Source organism: Ruegeria sp. CDSA077 (genome assembly GCF_059612265.1).
On the sequence record NZ_JBXWQG010000001.1, the window covers coordinates 1,185,813 to 1,207,893 of the forward strand.

At 57.1% G+C, this 22,081-nt stretch carries 22 protein-coding genes; 12 read left to right on the forward strand and 10 right to left on the reverse strand.

Going from position 1 to position 22,081, the window contains the following annotated elements; genetic code table 11:
• Positions 1–20: 20 nt before the first annotated feature.
• Positions 21–1,415 (reverse strand): dihydrolipoyl dehydrogenase, encoded by a 1,395-nt coding sequence (gene lpdA, locus AC2FLE_RS05935; protein ID WP_271947557.1) that lies wholly within the window; start codon positions 1,413–1,415, stop codon positions 21–23.
• 214 nt (positions 1,416–1,629) lie between these two features.
• Here lpdA and AC2FLE_RS05940 point away from each other — a divergent pair, with 214 nt between their 5' ends.
• The gene (locus AC2FLE_RS05940; RefSeq protein ID WP_496695778.1) at positions 1,630–2,064 is read left to right on the forward strand and encodes a hypothetical protein; all 435 of its coding nucleotides are present in this window, start codon (positions 1,630–1,632) and stop codon (positions 2,062–2,064) included.
• Here AC2FLE_RS05940 and AC2FLE_RS05945 read toward each other — a convergent pair.
• The 4 genes from AC2FLE_RS05945 to AC2FLE_RS05960 all read right to left on the reverse strand — a co-directional run bounded on the left by AC2FLE_RS05945 (position 2,061) and on the right by AC2FLE_RS05960 (position 8,608).
• Positions 2,061–2,639: a DUF924 family protein gene (locus AC2FLE_RS05945; RefSeq protein WP_142633241.1), complete on the reverse strand. Its 579-nt coding sequence runs from the start codon at positions 2,637–2,639 to the stop codon at positions 2,061–2,063. The two genes, AC2FLE_RS05940 and AC2FLE_RS05945, sit on opposite strands and share 4 nt — an antisense overlap.
• Before the next feature lie 108 nt (positions 2,640–2,747).
• Positions 2,748–4,022, reverse strand: a complete 1,275-nt coding sequence (locus AC2FLE_RS05950) for an MFS transporter (protein ID WP_496695780.1) — start codon at positions 4,020–4,022, stop codon at positions 2,748–2,750.
• 111 nt (positions 4,023–4,133) lie between these two features.
• Entirely contained in the window at positions 4,134–5,180 is a 1,047-nt protein-coding gene (queA, locus tag AC2FLE_RS05955; RefSeq protein WP_496695782.1) for a tRNA preQ1(34) S-adenosylmethionine ribosyltransferase-isomerase QueA, read from the reverse strand.
• Between the two features lie 44 nt (positions 5,181–5,224).
• A complete protein-coding gene (locus AC2FLE_RS05960; RefSeq protein WP_496695784.1) occupies positions 5,225–8,608 on the reverse strand; it encodes a YhdP family protein in 3,384 nt (1,127 codons plus the stop codon).
• 68 nt (positions 8,609–8,676) lie between these two features.
• Here AC2FLE_RS05960 and AC2FLE_RS05965 point away from each other — a divergent pair, with 68 nt between their 5' ends.
• The 4 genes from AC2FLE_RS05965 to AC2FLE_RS05980 all read left to right on the forward strand — a co-directional run bounded on the left by AC2FLE_RS05965 (position 8,677) and on the right by AC2FLE_RS05980 (position 12,066).
• Positions 8,677–9,138 (forward strand): peroxiredoxin, encoded by a 462-nt coding sequence (locus tag AC2FLE_RS05965; protein ID WP_496695785.1) that lies wholly within the window; start codon positions 8,677–8,679, stop codon positions 9,136–9,138.
• Positions 9,139–9,167: 29 nt separating this feature from the next.
• Positions 9,168–10,040 carry a ferritin-like domain-containing protein gene (locus AC2FLE_RS05970; protein WP_496695787.1) on the forward strand — a complete coding sequence of 291 codons (873 nt, stop codon included), beginning with the start codon at positions 9,168–9,170 and terminating at the stop codon, positions 10,038–10,040.
• A 210-nt stretch (positions 10,041–10,250) separates the two neighbouring features.
• Positions 10,251–11,576: a DUF5930 domain-containing protein gene (locus AC2FLE_RS05975; RefSeq protein ID WP_496695789.1), complete on the forward strand. Its 1,326-nt coding sequence runs from the start codon at positions 10,251–10,253 to the stop codon at positions 11,574–11,576.
• Positions 11,566–12,066 (forward strand): bactofilin family protein, encoded by a 501-nt coding sequence (locus AC2FLE_RS05980; protein ID WP_271947570.1) that lies wholly within the window; start codon positions 11,566–11,568, stop codon positions 12,064–12,066. Before AC2FLE_RS05975 ends, AC2FLE_RS05980 begins: the two co-directional genes overlap by 11 nt.
• Positions 12,067–12,143: 77 nt before the next feature.
• Here the strand turns inward: AC2FLE_RS05980 and AC2FLE_RS05985 are convergent, their stop codons facing one another.
• A complete protein-coding gene (locus tag AC2FLE_RS05985) occupies positions 12,144–12,941 on the reverse strand; it encodes a hypothetical protein (RefSeq protein ID WP_496695790.1) in 798 nt (265 codons plus the stop codon).
• Between the two features lie 153 nt (positions 12,942–13,094).
• On the opposite strand from AC2FLE_RS05985, the gene aqpZ reads away from it, so the two are divergent.
• Positions 13,095–13,781: an aquaporin Z gene (aqpZ, locus tag AC2FLE_RS05990; protein WP_282021819.1), complete on the forward strand. Its 687-nt coding sequence runs from the start codon at positions 13,095–13,097 to the stop codon at positions 13,779–13,781.
• A gap of 59 nt (positions 13,782–13,840) precedes the next feature.
• Here the strand turns inward: aqpZ and AC2FLE_RS05995 are convergent, their stop codons facing one another.
• Both AC2FLE_RS05995 and AC2FLE_RS06000 read right to left on the reverse strand, forming a co-directional pair.
• On the reverse strand, positions 13,841–14,389 hold the full coding sequence (locus AC2FLE_RS05995; RefSeq protein ID WP_142633219.1) for a peptidylprolyl isomerase: 549 nt from the start codon (positions 14,387–14,389) through the stop codon (positions 13,841–13,843).
• Complete coding sequence (locus tag AC2FLE_RS06000) at positions 14,382–14,888, reverse strand: peptidylprolyl isomerase (protein ID WP_271947577.1); 507 nt, start codon at positions 14,886–14,888, stop codon at positions 14,382–14,384. The genes AC2FLE_RS05995 and AC2FLE_RS06000 overlap by 8 nt, the downstream gene beginning before the upstream one ends.
• A gap of 133 nt (positions 14,889–15,021) precedes the next feature.
• Here AC2FLE_RS06000 and AC2FLE_RS06005 point away from each other — a divergent pair, with 133 nt between their 5' ends.
• The 5 genes from AC2FLE_RS06005 (at position 15,022) to AC2FLE_RS06025 (ending at position 20,509) form a co-directional block, all read left to right on the forward strand.
• Positions 15,022–16,212 (forward strand): phosphoglycerate kinase, encoded by a 1,191-nt coding sequence (locus AC2FLE_RS06005; protein ID WP_496695793.1) that lies wholly within the window; start codon positions 15,022–15,024, stop codon positions 16,210–16,212.
• A gap of 126 nt (positions 16,213–16,338) precedes the next feature.
• Positions 16,339–16,638, forward strand: coding sequence for an FtsB family cell division protein (locus tag AC2FLE_RS06010; RefSeq protein ID WP_185956602.1), 300 nt, complete (start codon positions 16,339–16,341; stop codon positions 16,636–16,638).
• Positions 16,639–16,813: 175 nt separating this feature from the next.
• A complete protein-coding gene (gene pdhA, locus AC2FLE_RS06015) occupies positions 16,814–17,803 on the forward strand; it encodes a pyruvate dehydrogenase (acetyl-transferring) E1 component subunit alpha (RefSeq protein ID WP_142633213.1) in 990 nt (329 codons plus the stop codon).
• A 15-nt stretch (positions 17,804–17,818) separates the two neighbouring features.
• Positions 17,819–19,189, forward strand: a complete 1,371-nt coding sequence (locus AC2FLE_RS06020; protein ID WP_496688402.1) for a pyruvate dehydrogenase complex E1 component subunit beta — start codon at positions 17,819–17,821, stop codon at positions 19,187–19,189.
• A 15-nt stretch (positions 19,190–19,204) separates the two neighbouring features.
• Entirely contained in the window at positions 19,205–20,509 is a 1,305-nt protein-coding gene (locus tag AC2FLE_RS06025) for a pyruvate dehydrogenase complex dihydrolipoamide acetyltransferase (protein ID WP_496695795.1), read from the forward strand.
• A gap of 60 nt (positions 20,510–20,569) precedes the next feature.
• Here AC2FLE_RS06025 and cysE read toward each other — a convergent pair whose 3' ends face one another.
• Positions 20,570–21,379, reverse strand: coding sequence for a serine O-acetyltransferase (cysE, locus tag AC2FLE_RS06030; protein ID WP_496695796.1), 810 nt, complete (start codon positions 21,377–21,379; stop codon positions 20,570–20,572).
• 84 nt (positions 21,380–21,463) lie between these two features.
• On the opposite strand from cysE, the gene AC2FLE_RS06035 reads away from it, so the two are divergent.
• Positions 21,464–21,802 (forward strand): TraR/DksA family transcriptional regulator, encoded by a 339-nt coding sequence (locus AC2FLE_RS06035; RefSeq protein WP_496695798.1) that lies wholly within the window; start codon positions 21,464–21,466, stop codon positions 21,800–21,802.
• On the opposite strand, the gene AC2FLE_RS06040 is transcribed toward AC2FLE_RS06035, so the two are convergent.
• Positions 21,783–22,079, reverse strand: coding sequence for a DUF7742 family protein (locus tag AC2FLE_RS06040; protein WP_496695799.1), 297 nt, complete (start codon positions 22,077–22,079; stop codon positions 21,783–21,785). The genes AC2FLE_RS06035 and AC2FLE_RS06040 overlap by 20 nt on opposite strands.
• Positions 22,080–22,081 lie beyond the last annotated feature (2 nt).

The window sequence follows — 22,081 nt, forward strand, 5'->3', positions numbered from 1 at the left end:
GAGGTACCCCCTGCCCTGAGTTACATATGGATCACACGCCCGTAAGCGTCCAAAACGCTTTCATGCATCATCTCGGACAAAGTCGGATGCGGGAACACTGTGTTCATCAGATCCTCTTCGGTGGTTTCAAGCTGCCGCCCGACCACATACCCCTGAATTAACTCAGTGACTTCCGCGCCAATCATGTGGGCGCCCAACAGCTCTCCGGTTTTGGCGTCGAAGACTGTTTTGACCAGCCCTTCGGGCTCTCCAAGCGCGATTGCCTTGCCGTTGCCGATGAAGGGAAAACGGCCGACCTTGATGTCATAGCCAAGCTCTTTCGCCTTTGCCTCGGAATAGCCGACCGACGCAACCTGCGGATGGCAATAGGTGCAGCCCGCGATGCTTTCGGGTTTGACCGGATGGGCATGTTTACCGGCGATCAGATCGGCCACCATGACACCCTCATGGCTTGCTTTATGCGCCAGCCAAGGCGCTCCGGCAATGTCACCGATGGCGTATAGGCCATCGACACCGGTGCGACAGAATTCGTCAGTCACAACATGGGTCCGGTCGATTTTGACACCCAGCGCTTCTAGCCCCAGATTTTCAATATTGCCAACGATGCCAACCGCAGAAATCACGGTGTCAAAGTCGTGCTTTTCAACCTTTCCCTTCACCTCGATATGCGCAGTGACTTTACCCTTAGCGCGGTCCAACTGCTTGACCATCGCCTTTTCCATGATCTTCATGCCCTGTTTGATAAAGGCTTTCTTGGCGAAGGCGCTGATCTCGGCATCCTCGACGGGCAGAACCCGGTCCATGACTTCAACCACCGTCGTATCTGCACCGAGCGTATTGTAGAAGCTAGCGAACTCGATCCCGATTGCACCCGACCCGATGACCAGCAATTTCTTTGGCATCCGCGGCGGCTGCAGGGCGTGTTTGTAAGTCCAAACCAGATCACCATCCGCTTCCAGCCCGGGAAGCTCGCGGGCGCGCGCGCCGGTTGCCAGAACGATGTTCTTGGCTGTCAACTCTTCGCTGCCCTTGTCGGTCTTGACGGAGACCTTGCCCTTGGCCGGAATCGTCGCCTCGCCCATGACAACCGTCACTTTGTTCTTTTTCAGCAGGTGACCGATACCGCCCGAAAGTTGCCCGGCGACACCGCGCGATCGCTTGACCACAGCATCCAGATCATATCCAATCTTCTCGGCCTTCAGCCCAAAATCCTTTGCGCGCTCCATCAGGTGAAACACTTCTGAAGACCGCAGCAGCGCTTTGGTTGGGATGCAGCCCCAGTTAAGACATATCCCCCCGAGATGTTCGCGCTCGACCACGGCGGTTTTCAAACCAAGCTGTGCTGCGCGAATGGCTGCGACATACCCGCCAGGACCAGCGCCGATTACGATCAGATCAAAAGATTGTGCTGCCATGTTTCCCTCTCGGAGCAGGTCATTTCCAAATTAGTTTACCATTAAACTAATACCAGCCACCCTTCAACACTTAGTCCCCGCGACAAAAGCTACGCAGGGTAAACCCATACGGATTGCAGAGGTTCGAGCCTATACCGCACCCGTTCAAAACGCTAGAAGATAGCTAAGTATCCCAGTTGCTCCATTCTAAATCCATTTACGCGAAAGGCATAACATGGCTAAAACGCTGAAAGATCTGGTCCTCGCCCTAATCAACGCCACGCTTATCCTGGTGGCCTTGTGTTTGTTTTTGGGTTGGAAGCTGACCACAACAGCGCAGTCCCTGATGTCTGATTTTTCACAGAAGGTTCAGATCGTCGCCCCTTTGCGCGAAGAGGTTCAAGGGGTGCGCAGTGAATTGGCAGCACTTCGCACTGAACTCGCGACCATACAAGTCAATGGCGCGCTTGCCGACACCGCCACCGCCCAACGGGTCTCGCAAACGCTCGACCGCCTGAGCCAAATCGAAGATACGCTGCAGGCGGCGCAGTCTCGTATCGTTGCGGTTGCCGAAACGCCTGACGCCATTATCAGCACCGCAATAGAAAAAACGGCCGACACTGTGGCCGACCGTATTATCACAATCAAAGGATGTTCGGTCGAAGGCTAACCTGCGGCCTGAAGCTCTCGGACGGTGGATCCGTACCCGCCCATGTTTACATAGGCGGCCTCATGTTCGGTCATGGGGCGAGACAATGCTTCGTTACGATAGGGGAAACGGCCGAACTTTCGGATCACCTCCCTATGCGCCCTTGCATGCAGCAGGTTGGTTGACTTGGATTCGTCGATATTCTGGCACATCAGGCGTACACAACGCTCTTGGTCACACAGATTTTCCGAGTGCATCAGTGGAAGATAAAAGAACTGCCGCGCGGGTTCGTCAATCTTCAGATCCCAGCCCTTGTCGATGGCGCATTTCGCTGCCGACAAGGCCGCCTTGTCAGTGGCGAACGCCTTACCACTGCCGCGGAACATATTTCTAGGAAACTGGTCCATCAGAATGATATAGGCCAGTGCCCCGCTGGGGTATGTCAGCCAGAGAGAGAACTTTCCCTCATTAGCAATTTCCCATGTGGAAAGAAATTTTTCGCGGATCTCTGCGTCTAGCGCTTCATCCTCAATATACCAACCATCTGGACCCACTTGATCCAGCCAAAAACTCAATACTTCTTCAGGCCCTACCATTGCCTTGCTCCGTCGTTTTGCCCTCCCCAGGGACGTAAACTCATTTAAGGCTGATTTACAGATTTGTGACAGTAAAAATTTGCAACACTTGCGACATAATTTCGTGTCCTAGGCTACATCTTGCGTTTCCTGATCGGCTTCGGCGGCTTCGATAGCCACCTCTTGCGCCAATTCGAACGCCACCGGCGAGGCCGTTGGGTAAAGCGGAGACATGGTGCCCGTCTCATCCACAGGAATCGCCGCACGCTGTGTCATGCGATACATCGCATAGACAGCAGTGGCTGCAAGCAGTGCAAAGATGATCAGGAAAAAGCCCGACGGTCCGAACACGTCATCGCCCATCAACCACCCGGTAATCAGCGGGCCGGCAATGGCGCCCATTCCATTGATGAAGACCAGTCCGCCAGAGGCCGCGGCCATATCCTCATGCTCCAGAAAGTCATTCGTATGCGCAATCAGCAGCGAATACAGCGGGTTAGACATGCCGCCAATCACAAAGGCCGAGGCCAGAAGGAACGGAAATGAGGTCGACCCGAACATCATCGCAGTGGCCGCCCCGCAAGCACCAATGATGCCCGCCAGCATAATCAGGAACCGGCGATCCATCCGGTCCGAGAACCAACCCAGCGGATATTGCAGCAGTATTGCCCCGACATAGAAAGCCGCCACGAAGGTCGAAATCTCAACCAGCGTCAGCCCAGCGCGCGCGCCATAGACCGCCGCCATACCAAACTGGGCCGAGAACACTCCGCCCAGCAGGAACATGCCCACGCAGCCCAACGGCGACTTCCCCATCAGTTCACGCAATGTCATGGGCTTGGTCGTGTCAAATGCCGGTGTCGGTGAAATCGACAGCAGAATCGGAGCAAAGGAAACCGAAACCAGAATGGATGCGATCACAAAGGTTTCGTAACCAGCAGGATCGCCAACCAGCATAAGCCCCTGAGCGGTGATGATCCCAGTCATCTGTACGATCATATAAAGCGAAAGCGCCTGGCCCCGGTTCTCGTTATTGGCCGCGTTGTTCAGCCAGCTTTCGGCGGTGACATACACGCCCGAGAAACAAAACCCGATCACGACACGCCCCAAAGCCCACGCGACTGGCTCGGTCAACATCGGATACATGATCATCACGGCCGAAATAAATGAAGCGAGCGCAGCAAAGACCCGCACATGCCCCACCCGCCGGATCATCTCCGGTGCAAGGCGAGAACCTCCGAGGAAACCTACGAAATAAGCTGACATCACAACAGACATCTGAAGGGTCGAAAACCCTTCGATCTCGCCTCGGACGCCCAGGATTGTGCCCTGTAGGCCATTGCCAATCATAAGCAGGCCCATGCCAAGAAGAAGTGACCACGCGCTGGTAATGACCTGAAGCATAGGGGCCTCCGAGATTGCTAACCTGAACTAGAGATTCGTTTTAATATCAAAAACGGCTTTGAACCCGCTTGTCTACGACATCGAAAAGCAACGATCCCGACAACACGCCGCTCAAGGGATCAAAAGCGACCCATCCCCATATGAAAAGAACCGATAGTTCTGCGCAATCGCGTGCTCATAAACCTCTTGCATCCGATCCTGCCCCATCAAAGCTGAAACCAACATCAGCAGCGTGGATTTCGGCAGATGGAAATTGGTGATCAGCGCATCCGTGACGTGAAACTGAAAGCCGGGATAGATGAAGATGTCAGTATCGCCTTCCCAGGGTACGATCTGTCCACTGCGGGCGGCGCTTTCGATCAATCGCAGCGCGGTTGTGCCCACCGGAATGACACGGCCACCTATGGCTTTGGTTTCACGAATTTCACTGACGGCTTCCGCACTGACCCTGCCCCATTCTGCATGCATCTTATGGGTCGTCACATCCTCGACCTTGACTGGCAGGAACGTTCCGGCACCAACATGAAGCGTAACGTAGGAAACAGAAACACCGTGCGCGGTAAGCGCCTGCATCAGCGCTTCGTCAAAATGCAGCGACGCGGTGGGCGCGGCCACGGCCCCGGAGTTGCGCGCCCAGATCGTCTGGTAATCCGTCTTGTCCTGCGCATCGGCTGGACGCTTGGCGGCAATATAAGGCGGCAGCGGCATCGCGCCGGCCTGTTCCAGCGCAGCATCGAAATCCTGCCCCGTAAGGTTAAACCGCAGAAAGGCCTGCCCGTCCGCCACCCTATCCAACTCAGCGCTCAGTTGATCCGAAAACCGGATCACCTCACCTGTCTTGACCTTCTTGAGAGGCTTGATCAACGCCGCCCAGGTGCCGTCTGCCTGCGGATCAAGCAACGTCGCTTCGATCGACGCAGACACCGGCCCTTGCGCACTGTCGCGATGACGCCGCCCGCTGAGGCGTGCCGGGATGACCCGCGTATCATTCAACACCAGCCGGTCACCGGGTCGCAGCCAGTCTGGCAGGTCAAAGACATGCGCATGCGAGATTGCATCGCCTTCGGCCACAAGCAAACGCGCCGAAGAGCGCGGGTTGGCAGGCCGGGTGGCAATCAAATTTTCGGGCAGGTGGAAATCGAAATCGCTGAGTTTCATGGGCGCGCCTTACAGGGTCGTATCAGATTCGGCTATATCCCTGTTCAGTTGTCTTTTGGCGGCGATCCAAAGGTGCGCTTGGGCTCATCCGGCTTGGCTTTCTGTGCATTTGGCCCATCCTGAACCTTCGGCGCGGGCTCCCTTAGAAGGTTGCGCAAGAACAATGGCGCAAGCCCTGACAGAGGGTTGACCGAGACAGAGGGTGATTTCAAAGGGCCGGTCAGAGTATAATTGAACGCGATCACACCTTCACCTTTTTTGGTGAAGACACTTCCAATCGCATTCACCAGATAGATTGGGGAAATCGCGCCACGCAAGTTCAGCATTTCGCTAACCGTGTCGATTGTCCCGTCGAAGGACAATCCCATCGAAGGACCGACGGCGCTGCCGCTGAGAACCTTGATTTCGGTCGGCGTAATCCGCATTCGGCTTTCGATGCTCGAGAAAAAGATGCCTTGCCCAGCCATTTCATCCACAAGCCCAACAAGGCTGATTGCGTTCAGCAAGGCAGCCATGGCCGGGGCGTCATGAATTCGGGTGTTCACGATCTTCATGATGACATCGAAGTTCCCGGCCCCGCCGACCGGTTCCAGTTGCAGGTCCAGTTTGCCACCGCGCGCCTGGGTTATCATTTTGGCCGATCTCAGAACGTCGCCTGCATCACCAGAGATTAGATTGACTGCACTGCGCCCTCCGCGCGGGGTCACCTGTCCGCGCACAGCAGCACCGCCGTTTACATTCGCCGTGAACGCGCCGCTGACACCGCCAGTTGTCGCAAATTTTCCCTTGAACCCGGTCAGGGCGATCGTCTCTGTAATCTGGAGGCGATCCAACACTACATCCAGCTCGGGCCCCTGCCCGGAACCACCGCCACCACCTTCGGAGGATCCAAAGGTCGCGCCCCCCAGATTCATCACGCCCCCCAGAACCCTGATGTCGGGCAAAGCTGACCCCCGTGAAATCAGCTCCGCCGGAACCGCTAGCCAGTTCCCCAGCTCGAAGGAGCTGAACTCAACACGATCGAAAGCACCATTTTTGAAATTAATGGAGGCCAGGCTTCGCAACCCCGCCGCATCCAGCCGAAGTGTATCCACGCGCATCTGATCGCCCAGCGTTGCCTCGACATCCATCGACCCCTTGGTACCAGCGCCTTTGCGCCACCCGAGCTCGGGAATGGACAGCACAACGCCTTCCAGATCCGATGTCGCCGTCAGTTTCGGGGGGCGGCCAGCACCGATGCCCAAGGTTATGTCGGCAACGCCTTTTCCGGTCAGCATACCCTTTGGTAACCCGGCACGCAGCTCGGTCACCAACCGGGGCGAAATCTCGATCTGCCCTTTCAGTTCACTGGGTTTCGGTTCTCGACCCCCAATAGGCTGGCGCCAGGTTGCCTGCAGGGGCACGTCGCCGAAATATCCGTCGCCACCGACTTCGACAGCGGATTGGTCACCTGAAATAGTCAACTGAGGCGCGCTGACGACAAAACCTTTGACCAAGCGATCACTGTGCACATCACCAATCTTACCAGTAAAGTGAAACTGGGTTTCATCGAACTTCAGCCCCTTCTTCATCGGCAGAGATAAGGTGCCTGACAGTTCCACATCGCCAGAGGCCACATCCACGGGCAAATTTGCCTTTGTCATCAGCTGCAGAGGGGGACGATCCATCAAAGACAAGGCGGCCGTTGCCGAGCCCTTGGCCTTGACGCGCACAATCGCCGGCGAAAGCTTTTTGATCGACGTATCCGGAATAATGAAGGATGTTCCTGACCCGTCTATCGGGCCGCCCTGATCGGCAATGACAACCGCTTTCTCGGCTGTCACGGTAAACCGTTGGTTGATCAGGCTGGCCTGCCCCTGAGCGTCCTGGACCGGAGGTAAAGTTTTGGCAAAGCGGATTTTGGCGTCGTCGAACCCGAAGTCCAAGTAAATGTCCGGCTTGGTGTCCGGCTTCAACCGTAATGCAAAATCGACATCCGAGAGCCGGCCTTCATATAAATTGTCGGACACCCATTTACGCGGCTTTTCGGCAAGTAATTGGGGCCAGTATCTCAGCAACTGGCCTGACTCCAACTCGTCCAGATGGGCCTCGAGGTACCCCGACCAACCTTCGGCTTCACCAATCAGATTACCCCTAGCACGCAGCGTTAGGTTTTCGTCTTCAACCGTCATCTGTCCGAGGCGCAACTCGAACGGGGCCAGCTTCATCTTCAGATCAAGGTCGGCACGCGCCAACTTGAGGGGTTCCGGAAACAGACCAGCCGGGTTGATGTCGATGCTGCTGAGACGGAGTTGAGAGGTCAGGCTTTCCAGCAGTCCATTCTCGATACCTCTCAAAAAGGCCCTTCCCTCGGCCTGAACGGACCCCCAGGCGGAGACTACAGAAACCTCGTCGAAATCCAGCTCCTGCCGACTTGGGTCATAGCTGAAATAAGCCCTGGCGGATTCAAACGGGATCGGTTTTGTCTCTTGGTTGGCTTGCACCGCGCCTGCCGCAAGGTTCAGGGTCGCAAATAACGGCCCCAGCGCCGCGTTGCCATCAACACTGCCGCGCACCGCGCCCGAGATCGGAGCGTCAAGGACCTGTAACCATGACAAGGCAAGGCTTTGACTTGCAATATCCTCGGCAGGCAGGTCGGTTATGGCAAAGCCAAAGCTTGCCTGGGGCGTTCCAAGTACGCTGGTATAATTTACCTCAATCGAACTGGCATAATCGCGCCCTGTCAGAACAGAGAACCCAGTGGACATGCGCATTTCGTCACCGGTACGGATGATCGAAATATGTCCGCCGTCGAAAACCCAGGCGCGCGACAGGCGCAAATCCTGATAGTCCAGCGTCAACGACTCAAGCTCGACCGACCGCAGGCCCGACAGCAGCGGTGACAAAAAGACATCGTCAGATTCCTCGATCAACTCGATCAATGTCCGCGCCCGCTGAACCGGCGCACTGCCAGAACCGACTGTCAACGAAAGCGCCCCGTCCAAGCCGCGGGTCAATGCGATTTGGGCATCGCGCAGGGTAATCGTGCGCGGCCGGATTTTCCCCCGTAGCAGCCACCGCATCGACAACCGTGTGCGCATATCCGCCACTTGCGCGATCTGTTGTCCCGCCGCGTCGCTTATGGTCACATCCGTCAGTCGCAAACGTGGCAACCAGTTTTCGTTGACGATAAAGCTAGCATCGCCAAAGCGGATCTTGATCCCCCCAAGGCTTTGATCCAGCCGTTTTTCGGCCTGGGCCCGCATCCAGTCAGGCGCGTGCAGCTGTTTGCCAATCAGAAAGAACCAGCCGCCAAAGGCCAGCAGGCAAAGCAACAGGAAGGTTCCGACGATCCCCCACGCAGCGATACGGCGGCGTGACCGACGGCGGCGGGGCTTCCCGTCCGGGCCTTCTTGTGTATCTTCTTGCCGCGCCAAATTCCGACCCACGCCCTATTACCTGCTTGCACCAAACCATGATGTCAGGCAGCACTTAAAAACCTTTAGCGGAGTTTCCAATGCCCGACGTTACAGACATCGCCCCCGGTTTCACTTTGCCCCGCGACGGCGGTGGTGAGGTTACGCTGTCAGACCTGCAAGGCAGCGCCGTCGTTTTGTTTTTCTATCCCCGCGATGATACGCCGGGCTGCACCAAGGAATCCATCGGTTTCTCGGAACAACTTCAAGCCTTTGCCGATGCCGGTGCCCAGGTTTTCGGCATCTCGCGCGACACGGTGGCAAAGCATGACAAATTCGTCGCCAAACACGGTCTTACAACGCCGCTTCTGTCCGACGAAGGTTCGACCGTTTGCGAGGATTACGGCGTGTGGGTCGAAAAGAACATGTATGGGCGCAAGTCGATGGGGATCGAACGCTCGACCTTTCTGATCGACGCCGAAGGCAAGATCGCCCGCCTCTGGCGCAAGGTCAAAGTACCCGGCCATGTGGAAGAGGTACTGGAAGCCGCGCGCGCGCTGTAACCCTCGTCACCGCGGTCGTCATCCGGATTATGACCCGCACAAATCTTGAAAGCGGAGATATCCCGGTGTCGAAAACACTGACCCAAATGGCGACCGAAGTTCTGACCACCGCAGATGGGCGCGAAAAGACCACCCTGTCCAAGCGCCATGCTGCGGCTTGGTTTGCCGCGCGATCAGGGGAAGCTCCTGCGATAGACGTTGGCACGGCTACGCCACCGCTGAACCCGGCCCGACCGGACAAACCCGAGTTGCTGTCCCCCCGGGATGTGCCGAAGCGCCGCCCCGGCTCCGAGGCTGGGCGCATCGCCCTGCTACACGCGGTCGCCCATATCGAACTGAACGCGGTTGATCTGCATTGGGATATCATCGCCCGATTTGGCCATGTCCCTATGCCTATCGGTTTCTACGACGACTGGGTCAAATGCGCCGAAGAGGAATCGCGCCACTTCGAAATGGTCTGCGATTGCCTGGAACAGATGGGCAGTCATTACGGCGCCCTGCCCGCCCATGCGGGTATGTGGCGCGCTGCCGAAGATACAGCAGAAGATTTGATGGGCCGTTTGGCCGTAGTGCCGATGGTGCTTGAGGCGCGGGGTCTGGATGTGACCCCCGGCATGATTGACATCTTCCGCAAGGCCAAGGCTGAACAGGCCATTGCAGCGCTCGAGGTGATCTACGCCGAAGAAGTCGGGCATGTTGCTTACGGGTCCAAGTGGTTCCATTTCCTTTGCGGACGCGAGAACGCTGACCCAAAGGGTATCTTTCACGATCTGGTCCGGCGCTATTTTCATGGCGCTCTTAAACCGCCCTTCAACGAAGAAAAGCGGGCCGAAGCCGGATTACCACCGGATTTCTATTGGCCGCTGACTGAAGGCCTGCCGCCGCCCGGCTCTGCCCGCTAGGTTGGCATGCACGGCAATAGCGGTCTTTGAAACATCCTCCAGCTGATGTAATCGGCAATTTCTCGCCGAGAATTGGCGGGATTAACCCTGTTTGTTGTGTGAACTAGTTAACAAACTTGCCCAAATCGGACGTCCCCTCTATGCAGTTGCCCCAAGGGACGGAGACCACTCACAACCGATCCCGAATTTGGGGATCGAGAGGTAAGGCGCGTGCGAACACGTCTGGCAATCAAACTACATTCGCTGCTTGAGCAGCACTTCCCGGAACGCCGGGTATTTCTGAAATCTGACAATGACACACGGTTCATCCGGCTCAGCTCAGAGACACAGATCTTTGCAGTTGCTGGTGTTGCCCTGTTTGTTGGCTGGACTGCGGTCACTACGGCAATCCTGTTGATGGACAGCATCGGATCAGGCAACTTCCGGGAACAGGCCAAGCGCGATCAGGCGACATATCAGGAGCGGCTGAATATCCTGTCAGCAGAGCGTGACGTGCGCGCTCATGAGGCTCTGATGGCTCAGGACCGGTTCAACGCCGCGCTTGAACAGATCTCTGCGATGCAATCCGAGCTGCTGGCGTCCGAAAACCGCCGCCGTGAATTGGAAACGGGGATCGAGGTTATCCAGTCCACCCTGCGCACCACCATGAAACAACGGGAATCTGCCCGTCAGGAGCTTGCGGCGCTGCAACAATCAGATTCTGATGATGGGCTCGTGTTGGCAAACACTGCCAGCCCCGAACAGATGGAATTTATGACCGTTGCTCTGACCCGCACCGCGCAAGAGCGTGATCAGATCGCAGCCGACGCCCGGAACGCACTGGATCAGCGGGACGATCTCGAGCTTGAGATCCGGCTGATGCAGGAACGCAGCGACGAGATTTTCCGTCAGCTAGAAGAAGCAATGATCATCTCGGTTGAACCGCTCGACAAGATGTTCCGACAGGCAGGTATGCCAACTGACCGTATCATTGAAGAAGTACGGCGTGGCTATAGCGGCATGGGTGGCCCCCTCACCCCAATTTCCTTCAGCACGCGCGGTGAGGACCTGACCCCCGACGAGATCCGCGCGAACACTCTGTTGCAACAGATGGACCAGCTGAACCTCTATCGTATCGCAGCAGAAAAGGCCCCTTTTGCCAGCCCGGTAAAAGCGGCTGTCCGCTTTACCAGTGGCTTCGGCACGCGCCGTGACCCTAAAACGGGCGGTCGCCGCATGCATAACGGTTCCGATTTCGCCGGTGCACATGGAACTGATATCTTTGCGACCGCCGACGGCGTAGTCACCCATGCGGGCTGGCAATCGGGTTTCGGGCGTCTGGTCAAAATCCGGCACGCCTTCGGAATTGAGACACTTTACGCTCATAACACCAAGTTACGGGTTAAGGTTGGCCAAAGGGTCTCGCGCGGGGATCATATTGCTGATATGGGTAACACCGGACGGTCGACCGGAACGCACCTGCACTATGAGGTCCGCGTAAACGGAAAACCTGTTAACCCAATGACTTACATCAAGGCTGCAAGAAATGTTTTCTAAGAGCAAAATCAACGAGCCCGGAACCAATGCCCCAGAGGCCGCCAAGCCTGCCGCTCCGGCCACTCCGGCAACCCCTGCACCGACGGAAACCAAGGCCAGCACCGCGCCCAAACCCAAGCCACCTGCATCGGTCCTGTCTTCGGATCTGCACATCACCGGCAACCTGAAAACCTCGGGTGACATTCAGGTCGAAGGTACGGTGGAAGGTGACATTCGTGCGCATCTGCTGACCATCGGTGAAACGGCGACCATCAAGGGCGAAGTCACTGCAGATGACGTTGTCATCAACGGCCGTATCGTTGGCCGCGTGCGTGGCCTGAAAGTGCGCCTGACCTCGACCGCACGGGTCGAAGGCGACATCATTCACAAGACAATCGCCATCGAAAGCGGCGCGCATTTCGAAGGCTCCGTTCAGCGTCAGGACGATCCTCTGAACCCTGGCCGCAGCGGAAAACCGGGCGCTAACCCGGCTGCTGACGTCAAACAGTAATCCTGACAGACTGACAGGAAACAAACGCCGCGGGACAGCCTGCGGCGTTTTCTTTTGCAATTCTGACCGAAGTGCTTTCACTGATCAGGTTGGTTCCAGGTCGCATTGGCCTCGATCACTTCTGCGACCATCAGCGCCTTTTCGGACAATTCTGGTGGCGTGCCATCATCAAAGGCAAGCTGCTGCATTCTTCGATACATGACTTCAGACGTGTAAAAATCAAATGCAGCCGTGCCGTCCGGGCTTTCCCAGAAGGCCGTGATCCAAACCGAGGGCGCATACCCGTAACACCAGTCCTGCCAGAACCGTTCTGCCAAAGTCGCCGTTTTAACTGCGGCTACCTGCGCCAAAAGGCCATCCATTGGCCACCCCCCGAGGCGAAACATGCAAAGCGTATCGTCCAGACATTCTTCTGAGCCCCCTTCGATCGCCTTCAGAAGAAAGCGTTTCTGAAAATTGTCCAGGACACGCCACTCCTCCGACGACCAGTTCCGGGCCTGTCCCGTCGGATACCGGCTTAGGCTGACTTCGATCCCGACAGAGCTTACCTCTTCGCCACAGGCCAAGACCTCTAGCACACGCGGCAAAAGATAGGCCCAGGTATTCTTGGCAATCCCTCCCGGATCACTCGCTGCAAAATACCAGTCCTGAAGATAGTGCAACGGCAGTTCCTGAATGGGCGGGTGAAAGAAATCAGCCTCGATATCCGGTTCCATGCAGCACCCTTCGCAGACCTCGATACTGCTTGGCTTTGGACGTTTAAAAACGCGATAAGCATCCTGAATGAGCGGGACGAACGGATCATCCGGCAATAACTTGGCCTTAACCGGCTTATTCGTCTTTGACGTCATCGTAGGCTGAACCCATATTTCCATGCCACACCCATAGGTCTATCTGCCCCCTTTTGACGTGGCAAGCGCGCCCAAATACCCCTTCATTCTCCGCCGAATTTCTATGTGTGATGAGTAGCTTCGATATTTCTGCGTTTTGGATTACACTACAGCCCATTGGTTTTCGGAGGACTTTTCATGTCAACAAAACTCATGGCTGAATTTTTCGGTACATTCTGGTTGGTGCTTGGCGGTTGCGGCAGCGCTGTTTTAGCGGCTGGCGTCGCGGATGTCGGTATCGGCTGGTTGGGCGTATCTTTCGCCTTTGGCCTAACAGTGCTGACTATGGCATTTGCCGTTGGCCACATTTCAGGCGGGCATTTCAATCCGGCAGTCAGTCTGGGTTTAATGATCGGCGGGCGGTTCCCGGCTAAGGACCTGCTGCCCTATTGGATTGCTCAGGTCATCGGAGCGATTGCAGCAGCGGCTGTTCTGTATCTGATCGTCAGCGGCGCACCAGATTTCGCCGGGGTTGGAGGCTTTGCGTCCAATGGCTATGGCGAGGCTTCACCCATGGGCTATTCGATGATGTCCGCCTTGGTGATCGAGATCGTGCTGACGGCATTTTTCATCCTGATCATTCTGGGCGCGACCTCAAGCGGTGCTCCGGCAGGGTTCGCGCCGATTGCCATCGGTCTGGCGCTGACGCTGATCCACCTGATCTCGATCCCGGTGACCAACACATCTGTCAACCCGGCACGGTCAACCGGTGTTGCCCTGTTTGCCGATGGGCCGGCGTTGACTCAGCTATGGTTGTTCTGGGTTGCCCCGCTGATAGGCGGCGCGATTGGTGCGCTGATCTGGAAGGCCATGTCTGACGACTGATCCAAGCGCACGCTTACAAAAAGACCCCGGCACCTGACCAGGCACCGGGGTCCTTTTATCTATTCGGTCACGGTGACCTTTTTCATCGCATCCGGCTGGCCGATTACGGCTCCGTTCGGGCCTTCGCCCCGCTTGATCGCATCAACAACGTCCATACCGTCAGTGACCTGACCGACAACCGTATACTGACCGTTCAGGAACGGCCCAGGTTCAAACATTATGAAGAATTGCGAGTTGGCACTGTCGGGATCCTGCGCCCGGGCCATGCCAATAACACCACGATCAAAGTTATAGTCCGAGAACTCAGCTGGCAGATCCGGCCGATCCGAACCACCAGTACCGGCACGACGCATATCGCCACCGACCCGACCGTGTTCAACGTCACCGGTCTGAGCCATGAAGCCGTCGATCACGCGGTGAAACACCACGCCATCATACTGACCAGCAGCGGCAAGGGCGCTAATTTGTTCAACATGCTTGGGGGCAATATCGTCAAACAGATCAACGGTTACGGTGCCATTGGCCCCCTCGCCCTCAATCTCGATCTCAAGGCCCGTGGCCAGTGCAGGACCAGCCAGCAGGACAAATGCGGCGGCCAGCTTATACATCGGCAGCCACCTTAACGCTGATCATACGATCCGGGCTTGCGGGAGGCTCGCCCCGAACGATGGCGTCCACATGCTCCATCCCGTCGATGACACGGCCATAGACCGTGTATTGGCCGTTCAGGAAATGGTTGTCGCTAAAGTTGATGAAAAACTGCGAATTGGCCGAGTCCGGATTCTGCGACCGAGCCGCGCCTAACGTGCCGCGATCATGCGGCAGTTTCGAAAACTCTGCCGGAACATTCGGCAGCGATGACCCGCCTGTGCCTGCACTGCGCAGGTTGAATCCGTCTTCCATATCGCCGTGCTGCACGTCACCGGTTTGCGCCATGAAACCGTCGATCACACGGTGAAATGCCACGTTGTCATATTCACCGCTGCGCGCCAGTTCCTTCATCCGAGCGCTATGCTGCGGGGCCACATCTGGCAGCAGCTCGATGACGACATTGCCGCCCTTCAGCTCGATGATGATTGTGTTTTCGGGATCCTTGATCTCGGCCATGTGGCCCTCCTGTCGTTTATCTTGCGCAAATACCTATGCGCCACGCATGCGAAAGCCAAGTGACGCATTGACCTGAGGGCAAAATGCAGGAAAAGAACCGCCTAGATCGGTTGCCAAACACGAGGATCGCGCGATGGGCTGGAAAACACTGGACGATATGGACCTGAACGGTAAGCGCGTGCTGGTGCGCGTGGATATCAATGTGCCCGTGGTGGATGGGGTCGTGACCGACGCTACCCGGATTCAGCGCATCGTACCCACAGTACGCGATATTCTCGCTGCAGGTGGCAAGCCTATCCTTTTGGCCCATTTCGGACGCCCGGGCGGAGAGCGGCGCGAAAGCCTGTCGCTGAAACAACTTATCCCCACATTGGAAAGCGCCTTTGGTGCGCAGGTTCTGTTCGCAGCCGATTGCGTCGGAACCGAGGCCGAGCTTGTCGCAGACACCCTGCAAGCCGGGCAAGTATTGCTGTTGGAAAACACCCGTTTTCATGCTGCTGAAACCAAGAATGATCCTGATCTGGCCGCAGGCATGGCCAAACTGGGCGAGGTCTATTGCAACGACGCCTTTTCCGCTGCGCACCGCGCCCACAGCTCAACCGAAGCCATCGCTCGTCTGCTGCCTGCCTGCGCTGGTCGGCTGATGCAGGCCGAGCTGCAGGCACTTGAAAGCGCTCTTGGCGCGCCCGAGCGTCCGGTAACAGCAGTGGTCGGTGGGGCAAAAGTGTCAACCAAGCTGGAGCTGCTGGGCAACCTGATCGACAAGGTGGATCACCTGATCATCGGCGGTGGCATGGCCAACACCTTCCTAGTGGCACAAGGTATCAGTGTCGGCAAATCGCTGGCGGAAACCGCGATGAAAGACACTGCCGCAGAGATTCTTGCCAAGGCGGAAAACTCTGGTTGCCAGATCGTTCTGCCGTGTGACGTGGTTGTTGCAAAAACCTTCCAGGCCAATGCGCCGCATCAGGTTTTACCCGCAGACCAATGCCCCGAAGACGGCATGATCCTGGATGCAGGCCCCGAGAGTGTCGCCGCTATCACTGAAGTCATCAGCCAAAGCCGAACCCTGATCTGGAACGGCCCTTTGGGCGCCTTTGAACTGGAACCGTTCGATGCCGCAACGAATGCGGCCGCACTGAAAGCTGCCGCGCTCAGCCGTTCGGGCCAGTTGGTCTCGGTCGCGGGCGGTGGTGATACCGTAGCCGCCCTGAACGCGTCCGGCGCGGCGCGGGATTTCACCTATATCTCGACAGCAGGCGGCGCATTCCTGGAATGGATGGAAGGTAAAACCTTGCCCGGTGTCGCCGCGCTGGAACAATAAATTCAGCTGCACGGGTAATTTTGCGAATCGGGGGATTCACAAGCCGAATCACCTGTGACATAGTGCAGTCAGATGCCAAGCATAATGGCACGACATTGAGGCAGACTTCATACGGCGGTAAACAGAGTGTCCCGTTCCCATCGGCCCGGTTTGGGCTCAGTTGCTTTTTTCTCGGTGGCTTTCATGCTGGGTGTGTATTTCACCTTTGCTGCCGTCCAGGGAGACTATGGCCTGTTTCGACGGGTCGAGATTGCAGCGGAACGGGATGCTCTGTCGCGCGACCTTGCAGCGTTGAGCACCGAAATCGCCGAAATGGAAAATCTGACCCGCAGGCTTTCAGACACCTATCTTGACCTCGATTTACTGGATCAGCAGGCGCGCTCGATCCTTGGTATGATCCGCTCGGATGAGATTGTCATCCGCTGAGCGGGACCAAATTTCTTCGTCGGAAATCCCTGCTGTGGTAACGCATACGTCCCTACCTGAACGGTTTTCCGCGTGTCAAACCACAGCGCAATATTTCCACTCGCCAGAAAGCCTCAAATGTTCTATTAGATAGTTTAACGCTAAACTATCTTGCCGAGAGGGGGAGATCGCCACAATGGCTGCGCGAAAAACCACAAAGAAACCAAACGTTTCTGCGGAAGAACTCAAGACCTATTACCGTGAAATGTTGCTGATCCGCCGATTCGAAGAAAAGGCTGGCCAGCTATACGGCATGGGTCTGATCGGTGGTTTCTGCCACCTGTATATCGGTCAAGAGGCAGTTGTTGTGGGACTGGAAGCAGCCGCCGAAGAAGGTGACAAGCGGATCACCTCTTATCGCGATCATGGGCATATGCTGGCCTGCGGCATGGATCCGGGCGGCGTAATGGCAGAACTGACCGGGCGCGAGGGCGGATTGTCCAAGGGCAAAGGCGGTTCGATGCATATGTTCTCGAAAGAGAAGCATTTCTATGGCGGTCACGGCATCGTCGGGGCGCAGGTTCCTCTGGGTGCCGGTCTGGCCTTTGCCGACAAGTATCAGGAAAACGGCCGCGTCACCTTCACCTATTTTGGGGACGGCGCCGCAAACCAGGGGCAGGTCTATGAGACCTTCAACATGGCCGCGATCTGGGAACTGCCGGTGATCTTTGTGATCGAGAACAACCAATACGCCATGGGGACGTCCCAGGCGCGCTCGACCTCAACCAAGGACATCTATCACCGGGGCGAGGCGTTCGGCATCCCCGGCGAGATCGTCAACGGCATGGATGTGCTGGCGGTCAAAGAGGCCAGCGAGAAGGCCGTCGCCCATTGCCGCGCGGGCAAAGGTCCGTACATTCTGGAAATCAAAACCTATCGCTATCGCGGACACTCGATGTCCGACCCGGCCAAGTACCGCACCCGCGAAGAGGTTCAGAAGGTGCGCGAACAAAGCGACCCGATCGAACATGTCCGCGAGCTGCTGCTTTCCGGCAAACACGCGACCGAGGATGACCTGAAGGCGATCGACAAAGAGATCAAAGAGATCGTCAATCAAGCCGCTGAATTCTCGAAAGAAAGCCCCGAGCCGTCGCTGGACGAGCTTTGGACAGATATCTACGCCTGAGAGGACGATTAAGACATGGCAACCGAAATTCTCATGCCCGCCCTTTCCCCCACGATGGAAGAGGGCACGCTGGCCAAATGGCTGGTCAAGGAAGGCGACACCGTATCAAGCGGCGATATCATGGCCGAAATCGAAACCGATAAGGCCACGATGGAGTTTGAAGCCGTTGATGAAGGGATCATGGGCAAGATCCTGATCGCTGAAGGCACAGAAGGGGTCAAAGTAAATACCCCTATCGCCATCCTCGTCGAAGAAGGCGAAGACGCCTCCGCCCTGCCCGCGGCTGCACCCGCAGCCGCAGCGACGACCGAAGCCGCCCCTGCTGCGGTTGAGGCCCCTGCTCCTGTCTCTGCCCCAGCCGCACCTAAGGTAGATCTGTCCCCAGATTGGCCAGCTGATGCCGAGATGAAATCCGAAACCGTGCGTGAAGCCCTGCGCGACGCCATGGCCGAAGAAATGCGCAATGACGGTGACGTCTACCTCATGGGTGAAGAAGTCGCCGAATATCAGGGCGCTTATAAAATCTCGCAAGGTTTGCTGGATGAGTTTGGCGCCAAGCGCGTAATCGACACCCCGATCACCGAACATGGTTTTGCCGGGATCGCAGTTGGTTCGGCCTTTGGCGGGTTGAAACCGATTGTCGAGTTCATGACCTTCAACTTCGCCATGCAGGCGATTGACCAGATCATCAACTCGGCCGCGAAAACGCTCTATATGTCCGGTGGTCAAATGGGCTGTCCCATCGTGTTCCGCGGGCCCAACGGTGCCGCCGCCCGCGTGGCCGCCCAGCACAGTCAGGACTATGCGGCCTGGTACATGCAGATCCCAGGCCTCAAGGTCGTCATGCCCTATTCAGCGGCAGACGCCAAAGGCCTGCTGAAATCCGCGATCCGTGACCCGAACCCGGTGATCTTCCTGGAAAACGAAATCCTCTATGGTCGTTCATTCGAAGTACCGCAGGTGGATGACCTGAGCATCCCGTTGGGCAAGGCCCGCATCTGGCGCGAGGGCACAGACGTGACCATCGTCAGCTTTGGCATCGGCATGCAGTTCGCACTGGAAGCCGCCGATAAACTGGCCGAAGACGGCATCAGCGCCGAAGTGATCGACCTGCGTACCATCCGCCCGATGGACACTGGTGCAATCATCAATTCGGTGATGAAGACCAACCGGCTTGTGACCGTCGAAGAAGGCTGGCCGCAAGGCTCGGTCGGCAGCTACATCTCATCGGTGGTGATGCAGGAAGCGTTTGATTACCTCGACGCGCCTGTCATCAACTGCACCGGCAAGGATGTTCCGATGCCCTACGCAGCGAACCTCGAAAAACTGGCGCTGGTGACCACCGACGAGGTGATCGCAGCCGTCAAACAAGTGACCTACCGGTAAGGGAGCAACAGACAGATGCCCACCGAAATTCTGATGCCCGCCCTTTCACCGACGATGGAGGAAGGCACGCTTTCCAAATGGCTGGTTAAAGAGGGCGACACCGTCTCCTCCGGAGATCTGCTGGCCGAGATCGAAACCGACAAGGCCACGATGGAGTTCGAGGCCGTGGACGAAGGCACCATTGGCAAGATCCTGATCGCTGAGGGAACCGAAGGGGTCAAGGTCAACACCGCCATCGCGGTTTTGCTGGAAGAAGGCGAAAGCGCTGATGATATCAGTGCAACGCCTGCAGCGGCTCCGGCGGCGGCGCCAGCCGCCACGGACAACGAGGCTTCCGCTCCAGCGGCGTCCGAAGCGCCCGCCCCCGCTCCGGCTGCTCCTTCCAAGGCAGATGGCGGTCGCATCTTCGCGTCCCCCTTGGCTCGTCGCATCGCCGCGCAAAAAGGTCTCGACCTAGCGCAAATCAGTGGATCCGGCCCACATGGGCGTATCGTCAAGGCGGATGTCGAAAGCGCAACCGCAGCCCCTGCTGTGGCGGCTGCCCCTGTACAGGCCGCATCAGCACCAGCCTCCACAGCCGCGCCAACCGGCCCCTCGACGGATATGGTCATGCGGATGTACGAATCCCGCGATTACGAAGAGGTCAAGCTGGACGGGATGCGCAAAACCATCGCCGCGCGCTTGACCGAGGCCAAACAAACCATCCCGCATTTCTATCTACGCCGGGATATCAAGCTGGACGCACTGCTGAAATTCCGCGGTCAGTTGAATAAGCAACTTGAGGCCCGTGGCGTCAAACTCAGCGTCAATGACTTCATCATCAAGGCCCTGGCCAATGCGCTGCAACAGGTGCCCGAATGCAATGCCGTCTGGGCGGGAGATCGGGTTCTGCAGCTGAAACCCTCGGACGTGGCCGTTGCCGTCGCGATCGAAGGTGGCCTGTTCACGCCGGTCCTGCAAGACGCCGACACCAAGTCGCTGTCAGCGCTTTCAACCGAGATGAAGGACCTGGCTGCCCGTGCCCGCGAACGCAAGCTGGCCCCGCATGAGTATCAGGGCGGCACATTTGCGGTCTCGAACCTGGGCATGTTCGGCATCGACAATTTCGACGCTATCGTGAACCCACCGCATGCGGGCATTCTGGCCGTCGGCACTGGCGCAAAGAAACCAGTTGTTGGTGACGATGGCGAACTGACGGTTGCAACGGTCATGTCGGTTACGATGTCGGTCGATCACCGGGTCATCGACGGTGCCCTCGGTGCGCAGCTGCTGCAGGCGATCGTCGACAATCTGGAAAACCCGATGGTCATGCTGGCCTGATATCTGGTTAAAAAAGGCCGCCCTCTTCAGGGCGGCCTTTTTCTTTAAGAACCTTCAGATCTAGTGATTTTTGCCCAGCATATGATCCATCGAGATCGAGGGCTGGTCACACCCTGCTTCACCGACGATCTTGGCCGGAATACCGGCAACGGTTTTGCAAGGTGGCACCTCTTGCAGCACCACCGAACCGGCGGCAATCCGGCTACAATGGCCCACTTCGATATTGCCCAAGACTTTGGCGCCGGCGCCGATCAAAACTCCATCACCAATCTTGGGGTGACGTTGCTCCTCTTCTTTCCCGGTCCCACCCAGCGTGACCGAATGCAACATCGAAACATTGTCGCCAACGATGGCCGTTTCACCGATCACGATGGAATGAGCATGGTCGATCATGATCCCCTTGCCGATTTTGGCAGCCGGGTGAATGTCGATACCGAAGATTTCCGAGGACCGCATCTGGAAGAAATAGGCCAGATCATATCGCCCCTTGAGCCATAGCCAATGGGCGACGCGGTAGGCCTGCATCGCTTGATAACCCTTGAAATACAGGATCGGTTGCAGAAGACGGTGGCAGGCCGGGTCCCGCTCGTAGACCGCCATCAGATCTGCGCGGGCGGCCTCAATCAAATGGGGATCGTCAGCATAAGCTTCGTCCACGATCTCACGCAGAACCATCATCGACATTTCGTTCGAGCATAGTTTAGCGGAAACGCGATAGGACAATGCTCTGGTCAGGCTGCGATGATGCAGAATACAGGCGTGCACCAATCCACCCATCAGTGGTTCATTCTCGACCGCGGCCTGAGCCTCGGTCGTGATGCGATCCCAAACGGGATCTACGGGTGTGACATGACTGCGCTTTTCCAACATGGCTTTTGATCCTTTGCTGCGCCTAGAATGCCATTTAGTGGCAAAAACGCCAAACGCAAACCCGTGATCGGCAAAGCAACGAAAATGAATGAGGCTGACCTGAAGCAAATCAACGAGAAAATCCGTGCCAGGCTGGACGAATTGGCGCGCCAGTCGCAGGCCGGGAAAGATGCGCAATCTGTTGTTGAACTGGATCAACAATCTATCGGTCGTCTGAGCCGGATGGATGCGCTACAGAACCAGGCTATGGCCAAGGCGCACCAAGTCAGTCGGGACCTGGAGTATCGACGCCTTTTGGCCGCGCTGAAGCGGATTGAAAGTCAAGAATACGGATTCTGCGAAGATTGCGGCGAGCCGATTCCAAATGGCCGACTGGAATTGGACCTCGCCGCAACCAGATGTGTCAGCTGTGCTTCTGGTTGATGCGGAACCGGATCAAATGACGCAGCACCGTCTCAAAACACCGGCAATACTGCAGATCATCGAATGAGGGTTCGGCGGCAAGGCGCCGGTTTCGCGCCGCAGCCATTAACGAACCGTTGCCGAACAACGGGTGTAGCCGCCCTGTTTTACTTACATGGCCATCAGCCGTTTCAGCTTCGGCAATCATACGTCGGCATAAGCGTTCACGCTGATCGGGCGGCGCGTTCAACAAAACACGCGCCGCCGCGCTGACATCTCCGTGCAATACGGGCCGCACCG